General features: G+C 75.7%; 12 protein-coding genes. 1 reads left to right on the forward strand and 11 read right to left on the reverse strand.

Going from position 1 to position 17563, the window contains the following annotated elements; translation table 11 throughout:
* Positions 1–27: 27 nt before the first annotated feature.
* The 11 genes from AACH11_RS10455 to AACH11_RS10505 form a co-directional block, all read right to left on the reverse strand.
* A complete protein-coding gene (locus AACH11_RS10455) occupies positions 28–2664 on the reverse strand; it encodes an EAL domain-containing protein (protein WP_341374162.1) in 2637 nt (878 codons plus the stop codon).
* Positions 2665–2796: 132 nt separating this feature from the next.
* On the reverse strand, positions 2797–4185 hold the full coding sequence (gene glcF, locus AACH11_RS10460) for a glycolate oxidase subunit GlcF (RefSeq protein ID WP_341374163.1): 1389 nt from the start codon (positions 4183–4185) through the stop codon (positions 2797–2799).
* Between the two features lie 61 nt (positions 4186–4246).
* A complete protein-coding gene (gene glcE, locus AACH11_RS10465; RefSeq protein ID WP_423228731.1) occupies positions 4247–5350 on the reverse strand; it encodes a glycolate oxidase subunit GlcE in 1104 nt (367 codons plus the stop codon).
* Between the two features lie 115 nt (positions 5351–5465).
* A complete protein-coding gene (locus AACH11_RS10470; RefSeq protein ID WP_341374165.1) occupies positions 5466–6974 on the reverse strand; it encodes an FAD-linked oxidase C-terminal domain-containing protein in 1509 nt (502 codons plus the stop codon).
* Between the two features lie 293 nt (positions 6975–7267).
* Positions 7268–8929: an L-lactate permease gene (locus AACH11_RS10475; RefSeq protein WP_341374166.1), complete on the reverse strand. Its 1662-nt coding sequence runs from the start codon at positions 8927–8929 to the stop codon at positions 7268–7270.
* 363 nt (positions 8930–9292) lie between these two features.
* The gene (locus tag AACH11_RS10480) at positions 9293–10177 is read right to left on the reverse strand and encodes a LysR substrate-binding domain-containing protein (protein WP_341374167.1); all 885 of its coding nucleotides are present in this window, start codon (positions 10175–10177) and stop codon (positions 9293–9295) included.
* Between the two features lie 11 nt (positions 10178–10188).
* Entirely contained in the window at positions 10189–11472 is a 1284-nt protein-coding gene (locus AACH11_RS10485) for an FIST signal transduction protein (RefSeq protein WP_341374168.1), read from the reverse strand.
* A 48-nt stretch (positions 11473–11520) separates the two neighbouring features.
* Positions 11521–12603 (reverse strand): PhaM family polyhydroxyalkanoate granule multifunctional regulatory protein, encoded by a 1083-nt coding sequence (locus AACH11_RS10490; RefSeq protein WP_341374169.1) that lies wholly within the window; start codon positions 12601–12603, stop codon positions 11521–11523.
* A gap of 124 nt (positions 12604–12727) precedes the next feature.
* Positions 12728–13816, reverse strand: coding sequence for a TraB/GumN family protein (locus AACH11_RS10495; RefSeq protein WP_341374170.1), 1089 nt, complete (start codon positions 13814–13816; stop codon positions 12728–12730).
* 35 nt (positions 13817–13851) lie between these two features.
* Positions 13852–14340 (reverse strand): retropepsin-like aspartic protease family protein, encoded by a 489-nt coding sequence (locus AACH11_RS10500; protein ID WP_341374171.1) that lies wholly within the window; start codon positions 14338–14340, stop codon positions 13852–13854.
* 26 nt (positions 14341–14366) lie between these two features.
* Complete coding sequence (locus AACH11_RS10505; protein WP_341374172.1) at positions 14367–15581, reverse strand: fumarylacetoacetate hydrolase; 1215 nt, start codon at positions 15579–15581, stop codon at positions 14367–14369.
* Positions 15582–15921: 340 nt separating this feature from the next.
* On the opposite strand from AACH11_RS10505, the gene AACH11_RS10510 reads away from it, so the two are divergent.
* Positions 15922–17478 carry a hypothetical protein gene (locus tag AACH11_RS10510; protein ID WP_341374173.1) on the forward strand — a complete coding sequence of 519 codons (1557 nt, stop codon included), beginning with the start codon at positions 15922–15924 and terminating at the stop codon, positions 17476–17478.
* Positions 17479–17563 lie beyond the last annotated feature (85 nt).

The raw sequence follows: 17563 nt of genomic DNA on the forward strand, positions 1-17563 counted from the left end.
CGCCCCTGACGGCCACGGGACGCGGCCTCAGCCGCTGAGCTGGCAGGCCGCGCGGCGCTCGGACTCGAAGCGGTCGAGCAGGTCGCGCAGCGGCTCGGGCCGGTGCAGCAGCCAGCCCTGGGCGGCATCGACGCCGAGGGCCTGCAGGCGCTCCAGCACCTCCGAGCGCTCGACGAACTCGGCCACCGTGCGCAGGCCCATCACCCGGGCCACCTCGGTGAAGCAGCGCACGGCGGCCTCGTCGAGCGGGCTGTCGGTGAGCTGGCGGATGTACTGGCCGTCGATCTTCAGGCAGTCGACCGTCATCGTCTTCAGGTAGCCGAAGGACGAGGCCCCGGCGCCGAAATCGTCGAGGGCCACCCGCACGCCGGCCGAGCGCACCTGGCGGATGAAGGTCTCGGCATCGGCCACGTGGGTGACGGCGGCGGTCTCGGTGATCTCCAGGCACAGGCGGGCGCAGATGTCGGGGCCGGCGGTGGCCAGCTGGTCGACGGCCCAGGCGTGGAAGCTGCGGTCGCCGATCGACTGGCCCGACAGGTTGATGTTCAGGCAGTCGGGCCGGCGCAGCGGGCCCAGGCCGGCCAGCGCCTGCAGGCCGCGCGCCATCACCCAGCGGTCGATGCGCGAGGCGAGGTGGAAGCGCTCGGCCGCCGGCAGGAAGGCGCCGGGCGCCACCAGGCTGCCGTCCTCGGCCACCAGGCGCAGCAGCAGCTCGGCGCAGCAGTCCTGCGGCGGCTGGCCCGGGCGTGCGGGATGCAGGCTGCGGATGCGCTGGGCGTACAGCACGAAGCGGTCTTCGTCGAGGGCCCGCGCCAGCCGCGCGGCCCACTGGGTCTGGCCGTGGCGGGCATGCAGCGTGGCGTCGGCGTCCTGCCACAGCTGGACCCGGTTGCGCCCCGCCTCCTTCGCGGCATAACAGGCGGCATCGGCTGCCTGCAGCACGGCCGAGGGCGTCGGCCAGCGGCTGTCGATCGGCACCAGGCCGATGCTGGCGCCGACCGCGAAGCGCTGGCCCTGGTGCGTGTAGCGGTAGCGCTCGACGCGGTCGCACAGGTTCTGCGCGATCTGCTGCGCCTGCTCGGCGGTGCAGTGTTCGAGGATCAGGCCGAACTCGTCGCCGCCCAGGCGGGCCAGCGTGTCGCGGCTGCGCACGCCGTCGGCCAGCAGGCGCGCGACCTGGCGCAGCAGCTCGTCGCCGGCGGCATGGCCGCAGCTGTCGTTGACCAGCTTGAACTGGTCGAGGTCCAGGTAGAGCAAGGCATGGCGATGGCCGCGCTCCAGCGCATCGTCCAGGCTGCGCGCCAGGCGCTGCTCGAACTCGCTGCGGTTGACGAGATCGGTCAGCGGATCGTGGGTGGCGCGGTGGCGCATCTCGGCGCTCAGCCGCCGCTGTTCGGTCACGTCGCGCAGCACCAGCACGGCGCCCAGCACCTGGCCGGTGTGGCCGCGGATCGGGGCGGTGGTCTCCTCGATGCCGTGTTCCCGGCCGTCGCGTGCGATCAGCACCGCCGGTGGGCGACGGCGGCCGGGGCGGCCGCGCAGGCAGGCCTCCACCGGGTTGTGCAGCGGGGCGTGGGTGCGTTCGTCGTGCAGGCTGAGCACCTGCTGCAGCGGGCGGCCCAGGGCCTCGGCCAGCGGCCAGGCGATCAGGCGTTCGGCGGCTGGATTCATCCAGCTCAGCAGGCCGAGTGCGTCGGTGGTCAGCACCGCATCGCCGATGGACTGCAGCGTCACGCGCAGCCGTTCGTGCTGCTCGGCCAGCTCGCTGGCCAGGCGGCGCGATTCGGTCACGTCCCAGACCGTGCCGCGCAGATGCGCCGTGCCGTCACGGCCGGCATCGGGGCGGCCCACCAGCTGCAGGTGGCGCAGCTGGCCGTCGGGCCAGCGCACGCGGAACTCGGTGTGCACCGGTTGCTGCTCGCGCTGGGCCTGGCGCAGGGCCAGCGCCAGCGGGGCGCGGTCGTCCACGTGCACGCCCTCGCGCCACAGGTTGAGCGTCAGGGGCCGCAGATCCCCGTGGCCGGTGTCCGGTGCGCGACCGGCGACGGCGCTGCCCGCGTCGGCCGGGGCAGCGGCCGGCCGGGCGGCCGGCGGCCGGCCCCACAGGGTGCAGACCTGGTCGTCGGCGTGGAAGACGTCGGCGTCGATCGTCCAGTCCCACAGCCCGATGCCGCTGTGGGTGGTGGCCAGGCGCAGCGTGTCCTCGGCGCTGCGCTGCGGGGTCTCGTCCTCCAGCGTGCACAGCCAGTGCAGGGGCTGCTGCAGTTCGTCGCGTTCGAGGACGGTGGCAAAGCGCAGGTGGTGCCAGCCGCCGATGGCGTCCTGCACGCGCAGCGGCTGGCGGGCGCAGGCGTCGGCCTGGTGGGCCGTGCGCAGCACCGCCTCCAGCACGCCCCGCCGCTGGGCCCGCGGCAGCAGGCGCAGCGCACGGCGGCCGACCAGGGCCGCGCGCGGCCGCTGCAGCAGCGCCTGCAGGCGCCCGTTGGCCTGGCGGATGCGGCCGCGCAGGTCGAGCACCAGCATCATCACCGGCATCGCGTCGAACAGCCGCAGCAGGCGCTGGCGGGTGGCGTCGGCCACGTGGGGGGACGTGGCGACGGGGGCGATGGGGGCCCTCGCGCTCAGGGTGACGTCTTCATCGGGGCGCAGGGGAACAGCGGGCATCGGACGCGGCGGCTACGGCAGTGCGTCAGTCTTCGGCTGCCCACCGCCGGACTTGAGGGGCCGGGCGGCGGCCGTCCGGGGCCGCCGGTGGCGCCGCGGCGCGCGCCGGCCCGTGCCCGCTGCGGCGTCCCTTCAGCGCAGCGAGGACGCGCTCTCGGCCAGCAGGTCGTCCACCACCTCGACCCAGTGGCGCACCGGCGTGGCGGTGCCGGCCTGCAGATGGCTGATGCAGCCGATGTTGGCCGAGACGATGGCCGGCGCGCCGGTGGCCCCCAGCTGCTCCAGCTTGCGGCCGCGCAGCTGCTTGGACAGCTCGGGCTGCAGCACGCTGTAGGTGCCCGCCGAGCCGCAGCACAGATGGCTGTCGCAGGCGGCCAGCGAGACCTCGAAGCCGATCTCGCGCAGCGCCGCCTCGACGCCGCCGCGCAGCTTCAGCCCGTGCTGCAGCGTGCACGGCGGATGGAAGGCCACGTGCACCGGCCGCAGGCCGCCGCCGGGCAGCAGCTGCGGGCTGGCCGCGGCACGCGCGCCGGCCGGCGGGGCCTTGGGCGGCTTGCGGTCGGCCACGCCATCGGGCACCACGCGGGCGGCGGCGGCCTCGGCACGTACCTGCAGCACCGGCTGCAGGCGGCGCTTGAGCGTGGGCAGCAGTTCGGGCAGCAGCTCGCTCAGGTCATGCGTCAGCGCGCTGATGCGCGCGGCCTTCTCGGCATAGGCCGGATCGTGGCGCAGCGCGTGGCCGTACTCGCGCGTCATCAGGCTGCAGCCGCTGGCGTTGACGATGATGCCCTCGACCTTGCCGGTGGCGATGTGCGGCCACCAGGCGTCGATGTTGCGGCGCATGTCGGCCAGGCCGCCGTCGTGGTCGCCCAGGTGGTCGCGGATGGCGCCGCAGCAGCCGGCGGTCTCCTCGACCAGCAGCTGGATGCCGCAGGCGTCGAGCACGCGGGCGGTGGCGCTGTTGATGTTGGGCGCCATCGCCGGCTGCACGCAGCCGGTCAGCAGCAGCATCTTGCGCGTGTGCGGGCGCTGCGGCCACTGGTGGGCGCGTGGTGGCGTCTCGCCGGCCGGCAGCTTGTCGGCGAGGGCGGCGGGCACCAGCGGCCGTGCCGCCTGGCCGAGCGCCAGCGCGGTCTTGAACAGCGGGCTGGTCAGCCCTTCCTTCAGCGCCCAGCGCTGCAGCTTCTCGCCGGTGGGCCGCGGCACCTTGGCATCGACCACGCGGCGGCCGATCTCGACCAGCTGGCCGTAGGGCACGCCGGACGGGCAGGTGCTCTCGCAGTTGCGGCAGGTCAGGCAGCGGTCCAGGTGCGACTGGGTGGCGCGGGTGGGCGTGGCGCCCTCCATCACCTGCTTGATCAGGTAGATGCGGCCGCGCGGGCCGTCGAGTTCGTCGCCCAGCAGCTGGTAGGTCGGGCAGGTGGCGGTACAGAAGCCGCAGTGCACGCACTTGCGCAGGATGGCTTCGGCGCTCTCGCCATCGGGCGTGCCCTGGAATTCGGGTGCGAGTCGGGTCTGCATGGCTCAGGGCTGGCAGGAGCGGGGCGGCGGCGGCGGCGCGGAGACGGCCGGCCGCGTCCGCTCACAGGTCGGGGTAGAGGCGGCCGGGGTTGAACAGGCCGTCGGGATCGAATTCGGCCTTCAGGCGGCGCTGGATCTCGGCCTGCGGGCCGGGCAGCGGGGCGAAGACGCCGGGCTCGCGCTGGCCGCGGAAGGCGGTGGCATGGCCGCGCAGGCGCTGCGCGATCTCGCGCACCTTGGTGGCCGGGGCGGTGGTCACGCACCAGCGCTGCGCGCCGCCCCATTCGATCAGGTGCTCGCCCGGCAGCTCGGCCGCGGGCGCGCTCTGCGGCACCGACAGCCGCCACAGCGTGGCCCCGACGGCGATCGCCTGCTGGGCGTTGATGAAGAACTCGTCGCGCTGGTCGCGCAGGCCCTGCCAGAAGTCGCGTGCCAGCGGGGCATCGACCTCCTCGCCGCCGAACTGCGCGCGCGCGGCCTCGACCGCGGCCACCGCACCGGCCAGGCGCACGACCAGCATGCCGTTCCACCAGGCGCTGGCCGACACCGGCAGCGGCTGCGTGCCCCAGCGCTGCAGGCGCTTGAGCGACGCCAGCTCGTCGAGCTCGAAGCGCAGCGTGCAGCTGGCCGGCGGCATCGGCAGCACCTTCAGCGAGACCTCGCAGATCACGCCCAGCACGCCGAGGCTGCCCGGCAGCAGGCGGGCGATGTCGTAGCCGGCCACGTTCTTCATCACCTGGCCGCCGAAGCTCAGCAGCTGGCCGCGGCCGTTGAGCACCGAGGCGCCCAGCACGTAGTCGCGCACGCCGCCGGCCGTCGCCCGGGCCGGGCCCGCCAGGCCCGCGGCGACCATGCCGCCGACCGTGCCCTGGCGCGGATCGACGCCGTAGTGCGGCGGCTCGAAGGGCAGCCACTGGCCATGGGCGGCGAGGGTGGCCTCCAGCTCGGCCAGCGAGGTGCCGGCGCGCACGGTGACCACCAGCTCGGTCGGCTCATGGCGGCTGATGCCGCGCAGGCCGCGCACGTCCAGCGGTCGCAGGTCCGGGCGCGGGGTCTCGCCGTAGAAGGCCTTGCTGCCGCCGCCGCAGATCTGCAGCGGCTGGCGGTCGGCCTGGGCGGCGCGCACCTGGGCGACCAGGTCGGCGAGGGCCGGATCCTCGGCGATCGCGGGGGGCGTGGCGGTGGTGCTCATCGGGGGGCGGGGCTGGGTCGGTCGGAGGTCGCTGCGGTCGCGTCAGCAGGCCGGGGGCGCACGGGCGTCGGAGGCGTCAGGGGCGGGTTCAGAAGCGTTCGAGCGCGGGGAAGGGCAGCAGGCCCTTGCGCACGTGCATGCGGCCGTATTCTGCGCAACGGTGCAGCGTGGGGATCACCTTGCCCGGATTGAGCACGCCGGCGGGGTCGAAGGCGCGCTTGACGGCGAACATCGCCTCGCGCTCCTCCGGGCTGAACTGCACGCACATGCTGGAGAGCTTCTCGATGCCCACGCCGTGCTCGCCGGTGACGGTGCCGCCCATGGCCACCGAGGTCTCCAGGATGTCGGCGCCGAACAGCTCGCAGCGGCGCATCTGGTCCGGATCGGCGGCATCGAACAGGATCAGCGGATGCAGGTTGCCGTCGCCGGCATGGAAGACGTTGCAGCAGCGCAGCTGGTACTTCTTCTCCATCTCGGCGATGGCCAGCAGGATGTCGGCCAGGCGCTTGCGCGGGATGGTCGAGTCCATGCACATGTAGTCGGGGCTGATGCGGCCCGAGGCGGGGAAGGCGTTCTTGCGGCCGGACCAGAAGCGCAGGCGCTGGGCCTCGTTCTCGCTGACCTCCAGCCGGGTCGCGCCGCAGCCCTGCAGCACGGCCAGCATGCGGCCGATCTCCTCGGCCACCTCCGCGGCCGTGCCGTCGCTCTCGCACAGCAGGATGGCCTCGGCGTCGAGGTCGTAGCCGGCGTGGACGAAGTCCTCGACCGCGGCGGTCATCGGCTTGTCCATCATCTCGAGCCCGGCCGGGATGATGCCGGCGGCGATCACCGCGGCCACCGCGTCGCCGGCCTTCCGTACGTCGTCGAAGCTGGCCATGATGCAGCGCGCCAGCTGCGGCCTGGGCGTCAGCCGCACCACCACCTCGGTGACGACGGCCAGCATGCCCTCGCTGCCGACGACCAGCGGCAGCAGGTCCAGGCCCGGGGCGTCGAGCGCCTCGCCGCCGAAGGTGATGGCCTGGCCGTCGGCCGTGTAGCCGCGCACCTGCAGCACGTTGTGCAGCGTCAGGCCGTACTTCAGGCAGTGCACGCCGCCGGAGTTCTCGGCGATGTTGCCGCCGATGGTGCAGGCGATCTGGCTGCTGGGGTCGGGTGCGTAATACAGACCGTGGGCGGCCGCCGCCTCGCTGATGGCCAGGTTGCGCACGCCGCACTGCACGGTGGCGCTGTGGCCGGCGAGGTCGATGCCGACGATGCGGTTGAACTTGGCCAGGCTGAGCGTGACGCCGAGGGCGTGCGGCATCGCGCCACCCGACAGCCCGGTGCCCGCGCCGCGCGCGACCACCGGCACCTGCAGGCCGTGGCAGGCGCGCAGCACGGCGGCCACCTGTTCCTCGGTCTCGGGCAGTGCCACCAGCAGCGGGCGCTGGCGGTAGGCGCTCAGGCCGTCGCACTCGTAGGGGGTGGTGTCCTCGTCCTGCCACAGCAGGGCGTGGGCCGGCAGCAGCGGACGCAGCAGGGCCAGCACCTCGGCGCGGCGGGCGGTGCGGGTGGCGGCGTCCGGGGCGGCTTCGGTGGCCGCCAGGGGGGCGTTCATCACGGGTCTCCGGGGGCAGAGGGCCGTGCCGGGCGCCGTCCCGCAGCGGGCGGCGCGACGGCCGGCGCCTGCGGTTCTACGATCGAGGGCGGCGGGCGGTGTGCGCGAGACGCCTACTGTAGCGACCCTGGCGCCTGCGCGGCCGCCCGTCGGCCCTGCGCGGGGTCAGGACAGTCCTGCCCGCGATGCATGCAATCGCGGTGCAGCCGGCCGTGGCACCGGCGCCGCGGCCGCCGGACGGTCCGCAAGCCCGGGGTCCGCGGCCCGGGGCCGGCCACCGGCCTGCCGCAAGGTCAGTGGATGACCATCAACGTGAACGGCCAGACATAGGCCTGCATCGTCACGAACAGGCCGACCAGGCAGGCCAGCGCGATCGAGTGGAAGAACACGTAGCGCAGGATGTCGCCTTCATGGTTGAACCAGCGCGTGGCGGTCGAGGCCACGACGATGGACTGCGCGTCGATCATCTTGCCCATCACGCCACCTGAGGAGTTGGCCGCACCCATCAGGTTGGGCGACAGGCCCAGCTGCTCGGCCGCCACCTTCTGCATGCCGCCGAACAGCACGTTGGAGGCCGTGTCCGAGCCGGTCAGCGCGACGCCCATCCAGCCCATCAGCGTGCCGAAGAACGGGTAGAGCACGCCGGTGTTGGCGAAGGCCAGGCCCAGCGTGGTGTCGGTGCCGGCATAGCGCGTCAGCGTGCCCAGGGCCAGCATCAGCACGATCGTCAGCAGCGAGTAGCGCACCAGCCACAGCGTGCGGAAGAACTGCACCGCCAGCTGCACCGGGTTGTAGCGCATCACCAGGCCGCCGACGATGGCCGCCAGGAAGATGCCGGTGCCGGTGGCCGACAGCAGGCTCAGGGTGTAGACCGCGTGCTCCTTGGTCGGCGTGGCCACCACCGGGGGCATCTTCTCGACCATGCCGTCCAGACCGACGATCGGGAAGGCCGGGGCCCAGACGCCGTTCCAGAACTTCTTGACCTCCGGCAGGCCCCAGATGAAGACGAAGACCGTCAGGATGGCCCACGGCGTCCAGGCGCGGATCACGGCGCCCAGCGGGTGCTTCTTCGGCGGCACCGGCTCGCTGGCCTGGCCACCGTCGGTTTCGTGGCCGCGCAGGCTGGTCGAGGTCCAGATGCGCTTCGGGCGCCAGACGCGCAGGAAGCCGACCAGCGCGACCATCGAGCAGATGGCGGCGATCACGTCGACCAGCTCGGGGCCGATGTAGTTCGAGACGTAGAACTGCGCGCCGGCGAAGCTCAGGCCGGTGACCAGGATGGCCGGCCAGATCTCCATCATCGCCTTGCGGCCGGCGAAGGCCCAGATCAGCCAGAACGGCACCAGCAGGCTGAAGAACGGCAGCTGGCGGCCGATCATCGCGCTGACCTCCATCAGGTCGTAGCCGTGCACCTTGGCCAGCGTGATGACCGGCGTGCCGAGCGCACCGTAGGCCACCGGCGCGGTGTTGGCGATCAGGCTCAGGCCCGAGGCGGCCAGCGGGCTGAAGCCCAGGCCGATCAGGATGGCCGCCGTCACCGCCACCGGCGTGCCGAAGCCGGCCGCGCCCTCGAAGAAGGCGCCGAAGCTGAACGAGATCAGCAGCAGCTGCAGCCGGCGGTCCTGGGTGATGCCGGCGATCGAGTCCTGCAGCACCTTGAATGAGCCGTTGTGCTCGGTCAGCTGGTGCAGGAAGATGATGTTGAGCACGATCCAGCCGATCGGCATCAGGCCGACCAGGCCGCCGTACAGCGCGGCGTTGCCCGCCAGCTGCGCCGGCATGCCGTAGACGAAGACCGCCACGCCGATGGCCGCGATCAGGCCCAGGCCCGCGGCGATGTGGGCCTTGATGTGCAGGAAGCCGAGGGCCACCAGCATCACGACGACGGGAATGGCCGCCAGCAGCGTGGACAGCATCATGCTGCCCATCGGGTCGTACACCTGTTGCCAAGTCATGGCGCGAGTCTCCTCACGACGCGCGTCATGCGGGCCGTGTCTGATGGATGGGATCGGGGTGGGTGGGGGTCCGCGGCGGCGGTCCGCGGGCCACCGTGGGGCGGTGGCCCGGCACCGTCGGGTGACGGTGGGGTGGCCGGACTGGCCGCGGCTCGGGGCGGACTGTAGAAAGCGCGGCCCCGCTGCCGCTTGAAAGCTGCCCGCTGCCGGCGTGAAGGCTTTTCAATCCGGGCGCCGGAGGCCCGGATCGGTGGCAAGATCAAGGGTTAACCCTTATCCGGAGCGATCATCAGGGTCCGCTCAGGACACGGCCCCGCCGTCGACGCACGGGCGATCCGGGCGGTCCGGCAGGCCGCGGCGGCCTCAGACCGCCTGGCGCAGCCAGTCGACGAAGGCCGCGACTTCCCAGCGCGCCAGTGCGCCGGGCTTCCAGGCCAGGTCGTGGTGGTGGGGCGACTCCACCGAGTGCTCGGACAGCCGCACCAGGCGGCCGTCGTCCAGCCAGGCCGCGCCCAGGCGCAGCCGCATCAGCGCGACGCCGAAGCCGGCCACGGCCGCGTCCAGCACCAGGCCGGCATCGTTGACCTGGGCGCCGTCGGCCGGCTCGCGCAGGCTCAGGCCGTGGGCGACGAACCAGGTGCGCCAGGGCTCCAGCGGGCTGCGGATCAGCTGGGCGCGGGCCACCTCGGCATCGCGCATGAAGCCGTCGAAGGGCCCGGCCTCGGCCAGATAGCCGGGGCTGCAGACCGGGCAGACGCGGTCGCCGAGCAGGCGCACCGATTCGCGGTCGGCATACGGGCCGCCGGCGCCGAAGCGCACCTCGACGTCGGCCTCCTCGCCGAAGACGTGCAGCAGCGGGATCGAGACCTGCAGCACGAGGTCGATGTCCGGCCAGGCCTGGCGGAACAGCGCCAGCCGCGGCAGCAGGATCTGGCGCGAGAAGGTCGGCGGCACGGCCACGCGCAGCCGCACGCGGCCGCTGGAGGCGGCGTCCGGGCCGGCGGCGTCGGCCAGCAGCGCCAACGCCTCGCGCACCCGGGCCAGGTAGCCGGCGCCTTCGGCCGAGAGCTGGAAGTCGTGGCGCGCGAACAGGCGCAGGCCGAGCTGGGTCTCCAGCTGGCGCATGCGGTGGCTGACGGCGCTCGGCGTCACGGCCAGCTCGTCGGCCGCCAGCGTGACGCTGCGCAGCCGCGCCAGCGCCTCGAAGGCCTGCAGGCAGTGGATGGGCGGGATGCGGGGCGGGGCCACCGGCGCCGTCCTCAGCCGGCGGCGCCGGCCGACGCGTCGTCGTCGTCGTCCAGGCCGGGGTGGAACACCGACAGCACGCCGGTGTAGCCGTAGAGGTGATGGAAGGCGATCTCGCCGGCGGCGAAGAAGCCGGCCAGCGGCAGCTCGCCGAGCGCGCGCTGCACCGTCAGCAGCTCGGCCGAGGGGCCGCCGAAATGCGGCCCGCCGCGGCCCGAGCAGGAGATGAAGATCGCCCCCGGCAGTTGTCCCGGCAGCCCGCCGGCGGGCCCGCCCGGATCGGCCGCGGTGGTGGCGGTCGGCTCCGGCAGATCGGCCGGCTCCAGGGCTTCGCGCAGCTCGGTGGCCACGCGCACCAGGTCGCGCTGGGCGGCGCTGCGGTCGCGGCGGCAGAAGGTCAGCTGCGTGCCGGGTTCGACCACCTCGGCCAGCGCCACGCCGCCGTGCGTGGGCTCGACGCCCACCAGGTGCCGCACCTCGGTGTCGGGGCCGAACTGGCCGGGATGGTCGAGCGCCCGCCCGTCGGCCCGGGTCAGTCCGGCCAGGGTGTGGCGCAGCGCCTGCAGGGCGCGTTCGGGCGCCGCGTCGAGATCGACGCCGAGCTCGGCCAGCAGCTGCGGCAGGGCCGGCGCGCCGTCGAGTTCCTGCACCAGGTTGTCCTGGCAGCGGGTGATCGTGCGGGCGCGGCCGATCGGCTGGCAGCCCTGGGTCACGCGCGAGAGCAGGCCGACGGCCGCATCGAAGGCCACGCCCGACAGCCCGCCCTCGTGCACGCCGTCGGCGATGTGCAGCGCCCGGTTGCGCGCCGAGCTCAGGCCGCCGAACAGGTAGTTGCCGCGGGTGCGCTCGGCCAGTTCCTGGATCAGCTCGTCGAGGTCGGGCGTGCCCGGGGCGGCATGCACCAGGGCGCTGTGCCAGCGGCCGGGCTCCAGCGGCGCCCGGCCGTGGAACAGCGCGTAGAGCGCGCGCGGCAGATCGGTCATCAGCAGCACCAGCGCGGGCTCTTCCAGGTACTCGACGCCGGTGGCCGCCACGCCCCAGGCCGCGCAGCCGACCCAGTCGGTGCCTGGCCAGCGGGCCCGCAGTTCGTCCAGCAGGGCCTCGGCCTGCGGGGCGCAGGCTTCCGTCAGGTAGACGATGCACAGCGTCGGCTGCCAGGGTTCGCCGGCATCGGCCAGGCTGTGCCGCTGGGCCTCGATCTGGGCCGCGGCCAGGGCCAGGCCCAGCCGGGGATCGGGGTGGGTGGCATGGCCCAGCAGGCAACGGGGCACGACGGCGGACAGCGGGGCGTCGGACATCTGGATCTCGGGGACGGTGGGCGGAGAGGAGCCGCTGGGGCCGGCGGCTCAGGTCTGGGGGCGGGTCTTGGCGGGCGGGCGCGGCGCGGTGCGGGAGGACTTGGCCGCGGCCTTGCGCGGGGCGGCCGCCTGGCGGGCGGTGCCGGCGGCGGACGGCGCCGCGGTGGCGCCCGGCGCGTGGGGGCTGGCTGCGGTGGCCGGGCCGCCACCCGCCGGGCTGCCAGCCGGGCCGCCCGGCGCGGTCGCGGCCGGGCTGGCCTGGGCGGCCTGGGCCGCGCTGGCCGCGACCTGACCGGCCGCCGCGGCTGCCGCCTGGAAGGCGGCCTGCGTGGCCTGGGTGGCCTCACCGGCGGCCTGCAGACCGCGCTGCAGCAGGTCCTCGGGCATGCGGGCCTCGGCCACGGCCTGGCTGGCGATGTCGGTGAACTGGCGGGTCAGCGCGTTCCACCACTGCATCGGGTCGATCACGCCGGGGCGTGGCGGCTCGTCGCTGGCGGCCGCCTGGGCCGGGGCGGCACCCTCCGCGGCGGGCGGTGGGGTGGCACCGGCCGGGCTGGCTGCCGGTGGCGGGGGGGTACCGGCAGCCGCCGCCGCCGCAGCAGCAGCAGCCGATGGCGGCACGCCCCAGGGGCCGGCGGCGGGGGCGGTCGGCGTGGCCGTGGCGGCCGGCGGGGGGCTGTCCGCCGATGGCGGCTGGCCCATGAAGCCGGGCCAGGTGAACGGGGGGCGCGGGCCCGCTGCGGGCTCCGGCGCCGATGCCGGCGGCGCGGTCGGTGCGGGGCGGGCGGCCGAGGGGGCGGTGTGGGCCGCGGCGGCCGGGTCGGGCACACGCACCTTCAGCGCCTCGGCCAGATCGCCCATCGACACGTTCATCGCCTGCAGCGTGCCCAGCGTCATGCGCTGCACCTCCAGCGCCTGGATGGTGGCGCCGATCAGGCGCGCGTTCTGCTCCAGCCAGTACTGGACGGTGCGCAGCTCGGTGATGCGCTTGTCGAGCTCGGCCGGGTCCAGCGTGGGGGCCACCCAGCTGTTGAAGCCGGGCATCGCCGCGCCGGCGCCCTTGACCAGCTGCTGCAGGAAGTCGAAGCCCGGCATCAGGCGGGCGAACGGCGGTGGGGTGTCGGCGGCCATGGTCTGTTGTCTCCTGTCGTGCGGACCATGGTAAGCGCAGCGGACCCGGCGCGCGCCGCCGGGTCCGGCGTCCGGCGGGACGTCCGTCAGGGCATCGGTCCGGGGCGGGGCGCGGGGCCGGATGTCAGGGGGTTGTCGGCGAGGGCGTCCGCCGAGGCGTCAGCGGGTGCAGCTGCCAGCCCCGCTGACGCAGCTGGGCCGGCAGGCCGTGGGGGCCGGCCAGGTGCAGGGCGTCGATGGCCACCAGCCACGGCCCGCCGTCGTCCTGCAGCCGTGCGTCGATGCGCGCGGCCCAGCGGGCCTGGCGGGCGTCGAGCCGGCGCTGCCAGAGGGCGGCGGTGGTCGGCGTGTCGGCGCAGCCGCACCACTGGCGCCAGTCGGCCAGCGTGTCGAGGTGGCCGTCGGACCAGGCCTGCATCAGCCGGCGCTGGACCGCGGGCCAGGTCGGGTCGTCGAGCTGGTCGAGCAGGTCGGCGATCAGGGCCGGCCCGTCGGCGGCGTCGGCCGGCCACAGTGCGGCGACCTGTTCCTCCGGCGTGTCCAGGCCCTGGATCGGCAGACCGGCGGCCTGCGCATGGCCGCGCAGCACCTCCGCCTGGGACCAGCCGGCATCCCAGCCCGCGCGGCGGGCCCGGGCCTCGGCCAGCGCGGCCAGCTGCAGCAGGGCGGGCCGCGTGCGGTCGGCGGCGTCCAGACAGGCCGCATCCGCCGCCTGCGCCAGCCGCCGGCCCAGCGCCGCCGGCCAGGGATGCGCCTGGCGCGCGGCCTGCTCGGCCTGCTGCAGCGCGGCCTCGGTCGGGCGCAGCGCGCTGGCCTCGCCCGGGAGGCCGACCGCGCGCTCCAGCACCAGCCCGCGTGCGGCCTGCATCACCTCGCGCAGCTGCGGTCCCGGGGCCGCGCTGGCCAGGGTGCCCTGGGGGACCGTGCCGTAGAGCCAGCCCTGGCGCGGCGGCTGGCCGGCACGCGCCGGTCGTTCGATCCGCCACAGCGGGCCATGGTCGCGGGCCACGCGCAGCGCCGCCTGCAGCCGTGCCGTGGAGGGCACGGTGGCCGGTGGTGGCGGGCAGTCCGGACCGTCCGCGCCGGGACCTGCCGCGCCATCGGACGTGCTGCCCGGCCCCGCGGCCAGCGCCGAGGCCGCCAGCAGCAGGCCGGCCAGGCCGATGCGGCGGCGCGGGGCCTTCCGGTGGGGCGTGGACGGCGCAGCGCTCATGGGGTTCGCGTGGTGCACGGTGTGCGCGGGCGGGCTCAAGGCGCGCGCGCGGGCTGGCTGATCCGCAGCTCCTGGCCCTGTTGCACCAGCCGCAGCCGCGACAGCACGTCCATGCCCAGCAGCGGTGTGCCCAGGCCGGGCAGCACCATGAAGCGGTGCTCGGGCAGCTCCGGGCCATGGCTCAGCCGCAGCTCGGCATGGCTGATCCAGCCGCGTGCCGGGCCGGCGGCGGTGTGGGTCTGGATCGTGTCCCCGCGCGGCAGGCCCAGGCGCTCGGCCAGCTCGGCCGGCAGGGCGCTGCCGGTGGCGCCGGTGTCGATCAGGAAATCGACGCTCTGGCCAGCGACCGTCGCCGGCCAGTGGTAGTGGCCGTCGGCGGCGCGCCGCAGCACCAGCTCGCCGTCCATCTGTCGCGGTGCCGGTCGCGCGCGCTCGGCCTGCCAGGCCTGCACGCCGAGAAAGACGGCGGTGGCCAGCACCAGCCAGGCGGTGACGTGCTTGAGGGCGCGGGGGAAGTCCTGCATCGGGGTGGGGCGGCGGGGGCGGGCGGTCAGCGGTGCGGGGTGGGGCTGCGGCGGGGCGCTGCCGGGCGTGCGGGACGGGGGGCCGGATCGGCGCCACCGGCCGGGACGGCGGTCTGCGTCTGCGCTCCGGCCTCCGCCGACAGGGCCGCGTCGCGCGGCGTGCCCGCGGCGCGGTCCTTCGCGTCGGCGGTGTCTTCGGCGTGTTCGGCGTCCGTGACGAGGCCGTCGGTCAGCCCGTCGATCCCGGCACCGGCACCGTCGCCGGCCGCGGCGTCGTCGTCGGCCATGCCGGCCACACGCACGCGCAGGTCCAGGCTGCCGCACAGGCTGGCGCCCTGTGGGTCGAGCAGGTCCAGCCGCAGCCGGTCACCGGGCTGCAGCGGCTCGGCCGAGCCCAGCGCCTCGACGGCCAGACCGAGCAGCGCGCCGGCGGCCAGCGGCCGTGTCAGCGCGGCGTCGGCGATCCACTGGCCGAGGTGGCGCGCAGGCCAGGCCTCGAGCGGGCGCTGACGGCTGCGCTGCTGGTTCAGCTGCCAGCGCAGCAGGCCGTGCAGCCGGCCACCGCGCCAGGCCGCGCCGAGCTCGTCGGGCGTCACCGCCACCGGTGAGCAGGCGCTCGCCAGCCAGGCCGCGTGGGCCAGGGCCGGGCCGCCGGGCGGCCGGCGCAGCCCGGCGTCGGCACACAGCATCAGCAGCCGCAGCGCGTCCAGGCCCTGGGCGGGATCGGCCCCGGGCTCCAGATCGCCGCAGATCGCGCACAGGCTGGCGTCGAGCTGCACGCCCCAGGCCGCATGGCCCGGGCGCAGGTCGTCGCAGGGCCCCAGCAGGGGCTGGGCCGGGCACGGGATCAGCGCCTGGGGCGGGCAGCCGGTGGCCGCCCCGGCGTCGCGGGCCGCGGTGTCGGATGCGGTGCCGGCCGCGGTCTCCGGCGGAGGCGCCGGCCCGTCGGCCGCGGCGGGCGGCGGCGTGGTGCCGCCCGGCCGCGCAGCCTGCAGCCGGGTGCCGGCGCGCGGCAGCGGTGCCATGCATTGGCGGGGTTCGAAGGGGAAGGCGTGGCGGGCCTTGCCCTGGTTCAGCGTCTGGTAGAGGTCATCGAGCTGCGGGGCGATGAACGGCCAGTCGTCCAGCGCCTGTTGCAGCCGCGTGGCGATGCCGGTCGCGTAATGGGCCAGGCCGAGGTCGCGCGAGACGACGACCAGCTGGCCGTCGCGCGAGCCGTCGCGGTAGGTGGCGAGCTTCATGGCGGGCATTGTCGGGCTTGCTGGCCCGGTGGCCCGGCCAGGGGGGGCGGGTGCGGATCATGTGGTGGCGATGTGGCGGCGGTGTGGCGGCACATGGCGGCACGTATGGAGGCACACGGCGGCACATGGCGGCACATATGGCGGCACATATGGCGGCACACGGCGGCCCGGGCGACCACGTGGCGGCCCGGGCGGGCGGCCGTGGTGTGCCCGGTGGTGGCAGCATGCGGATCCGATGTCCGCCCGCGCACCGTCTCCTGCCCTGCTCCGTGACCGCCCGGTGCCCCGGTCCGGCCGGGCCTCGGGCGGGCGGCGCGGGGGCTGTTCTCCGGCGGGGGGCGTGCCCGCCGGGCGCAGCCCCACGGGCGCGCTGGTCGGCCTGACCGTGCTGGTCGCCGCCGTGCATCTGCTGCTGCTCGGCTTCGGCCCGGCGATCGATCTGGCGCCGCGGCCGCCGGCGCCGGCCGCGGCGGCAGCGGCCGTGGCGCATCTGGCGGCCGTCGACGAAGGCCGGGGCCTGCGACCGCTGGTGCTGCGGCCTGCGGTCCGCCTGCGGCCGGAGCCGGTTGCGGCCGTCGGGGCGGGGGCGGGGGCGGGGGCGGCGGGGCTGGCCGGTGCGGGGGGCTCCGCGCTGGCGGCCGGCGAGGCGGACGAGGCGGTGGGGGTGGCGCCGGCGTCGGCCCACACCCCGACGGCGACCGCCGTGCCGCCGGGCATGGACCCTCCGGTACCACGGTCGGCCGCCTTGGCGGCCCCGCGCTCCTCTGTCTTCCCCGTCTCCCCGGCCGCAATGACCGCCATGACGGCGGGGCCCGCGGCGGCGCCCGTCCCGCGCACCGAGGCCATGCCCGCGGCGCAGCGCTCGGCTGCGTTCGCATCTGCGCCCGCACCCGCACCCGCACCTGCACCTGCACCTGCAGCGGCCCATCCCGTCGGGTCCTCCGGAGCCTCGGGCCCGGCGGCGGCCGTCCGCGCATCCGCCGCCGATCGCACGGCTGAGGGCACCGCCGCCCCCGCCTCGACCGACCTCTCGGCCACCGCCACCGCCACCGCCACCGACGCCCTCGACGGTATCGCCCGCGGTCAGGCCGAGGGCCCGGGCGATCCCCCGGTCGACGGGCCGGCCGCGGCGGCCCGGGCCGTGCCGCCGCCGCTCTACGCCACCCAGGTGCCCGCCCCGCTGCAGCTGCGCTACCGGGCCCAGGCGGGTTCGCGTGGCGGCTGGGCCGAGCTGCGCTGGCAGCCGGCGGTCACGGACCCGCCGCCCGCCGACAAGGGCCTGCAGCCGCCGGGCGCCGCCGATCCGGCCGCCGATGCCCCGGCGGGCCGGCCCCGCTACCGGATGCAGCTGGCGGTGCGCGGCACCGACGGCACGCCGTGGCTGGAGCTCGACAGCCGCGGCCTGCTCGATGCCACCGGCGTCGCGCCCCGGCGCTTGCTCGAGCGGCGGGCCGGCCGGGCCTGGCGCGCCGTGCACTGGCGGCCGGAGCTGGCGGCCATCAGCTTTTCCGGGCCGCGGCACGCGCTGCCGGCCTGGCCGGGGACGCAGGACCGTCTCTCGTGGATCGCCCAGCTGGCCGCGGTGCTGCAGGCCGCGCCCTTGCCGCCGCCGCGCGTCGAGCTGCGCGTGGTCGATGCCCGCGGCGCGTCGGCGACCTGGCGGCTGACGGCGGTCGATGCGGCCGATGCGGCCGATCCGCAGGCGGCGGCCGCCTCGACCGTGCCCGGCACGTCCGTCTGGCACGCCTGGCGCCATGAGCCCGAAGGGCCGGACGATCTGCGGGTGCAGGTCTGGACCGATCCGGCCCTCGGCCACTGGCCGCAGCGCCTGCGCTACAGCACGCTGCGCGGCGTCGAGGTGCTGGACCTGCGGCTGGAGCCGTTGCTCGGACGTTGAGCGGCCACGGCAGCGGGGTCTGGGTCTGGGTCGGCTGACGGCTGACGGCTGACGGTCGCCGTGCGCAGGCCATCCGGTCGCCTCG

It is taken from the genome of Pseudaquabacterium rugosum (genome assembly GCF_038066575.1).
In the GTDB taxonomy this organism is placed as follows: domain Bacteria; phylum Pseudomonadota; class Gammaproteobacteria; order Burkholderiales; family Burkholderiaceae_C; genus Pseudaquabacterium; species Pseudaquabacterium rugosum.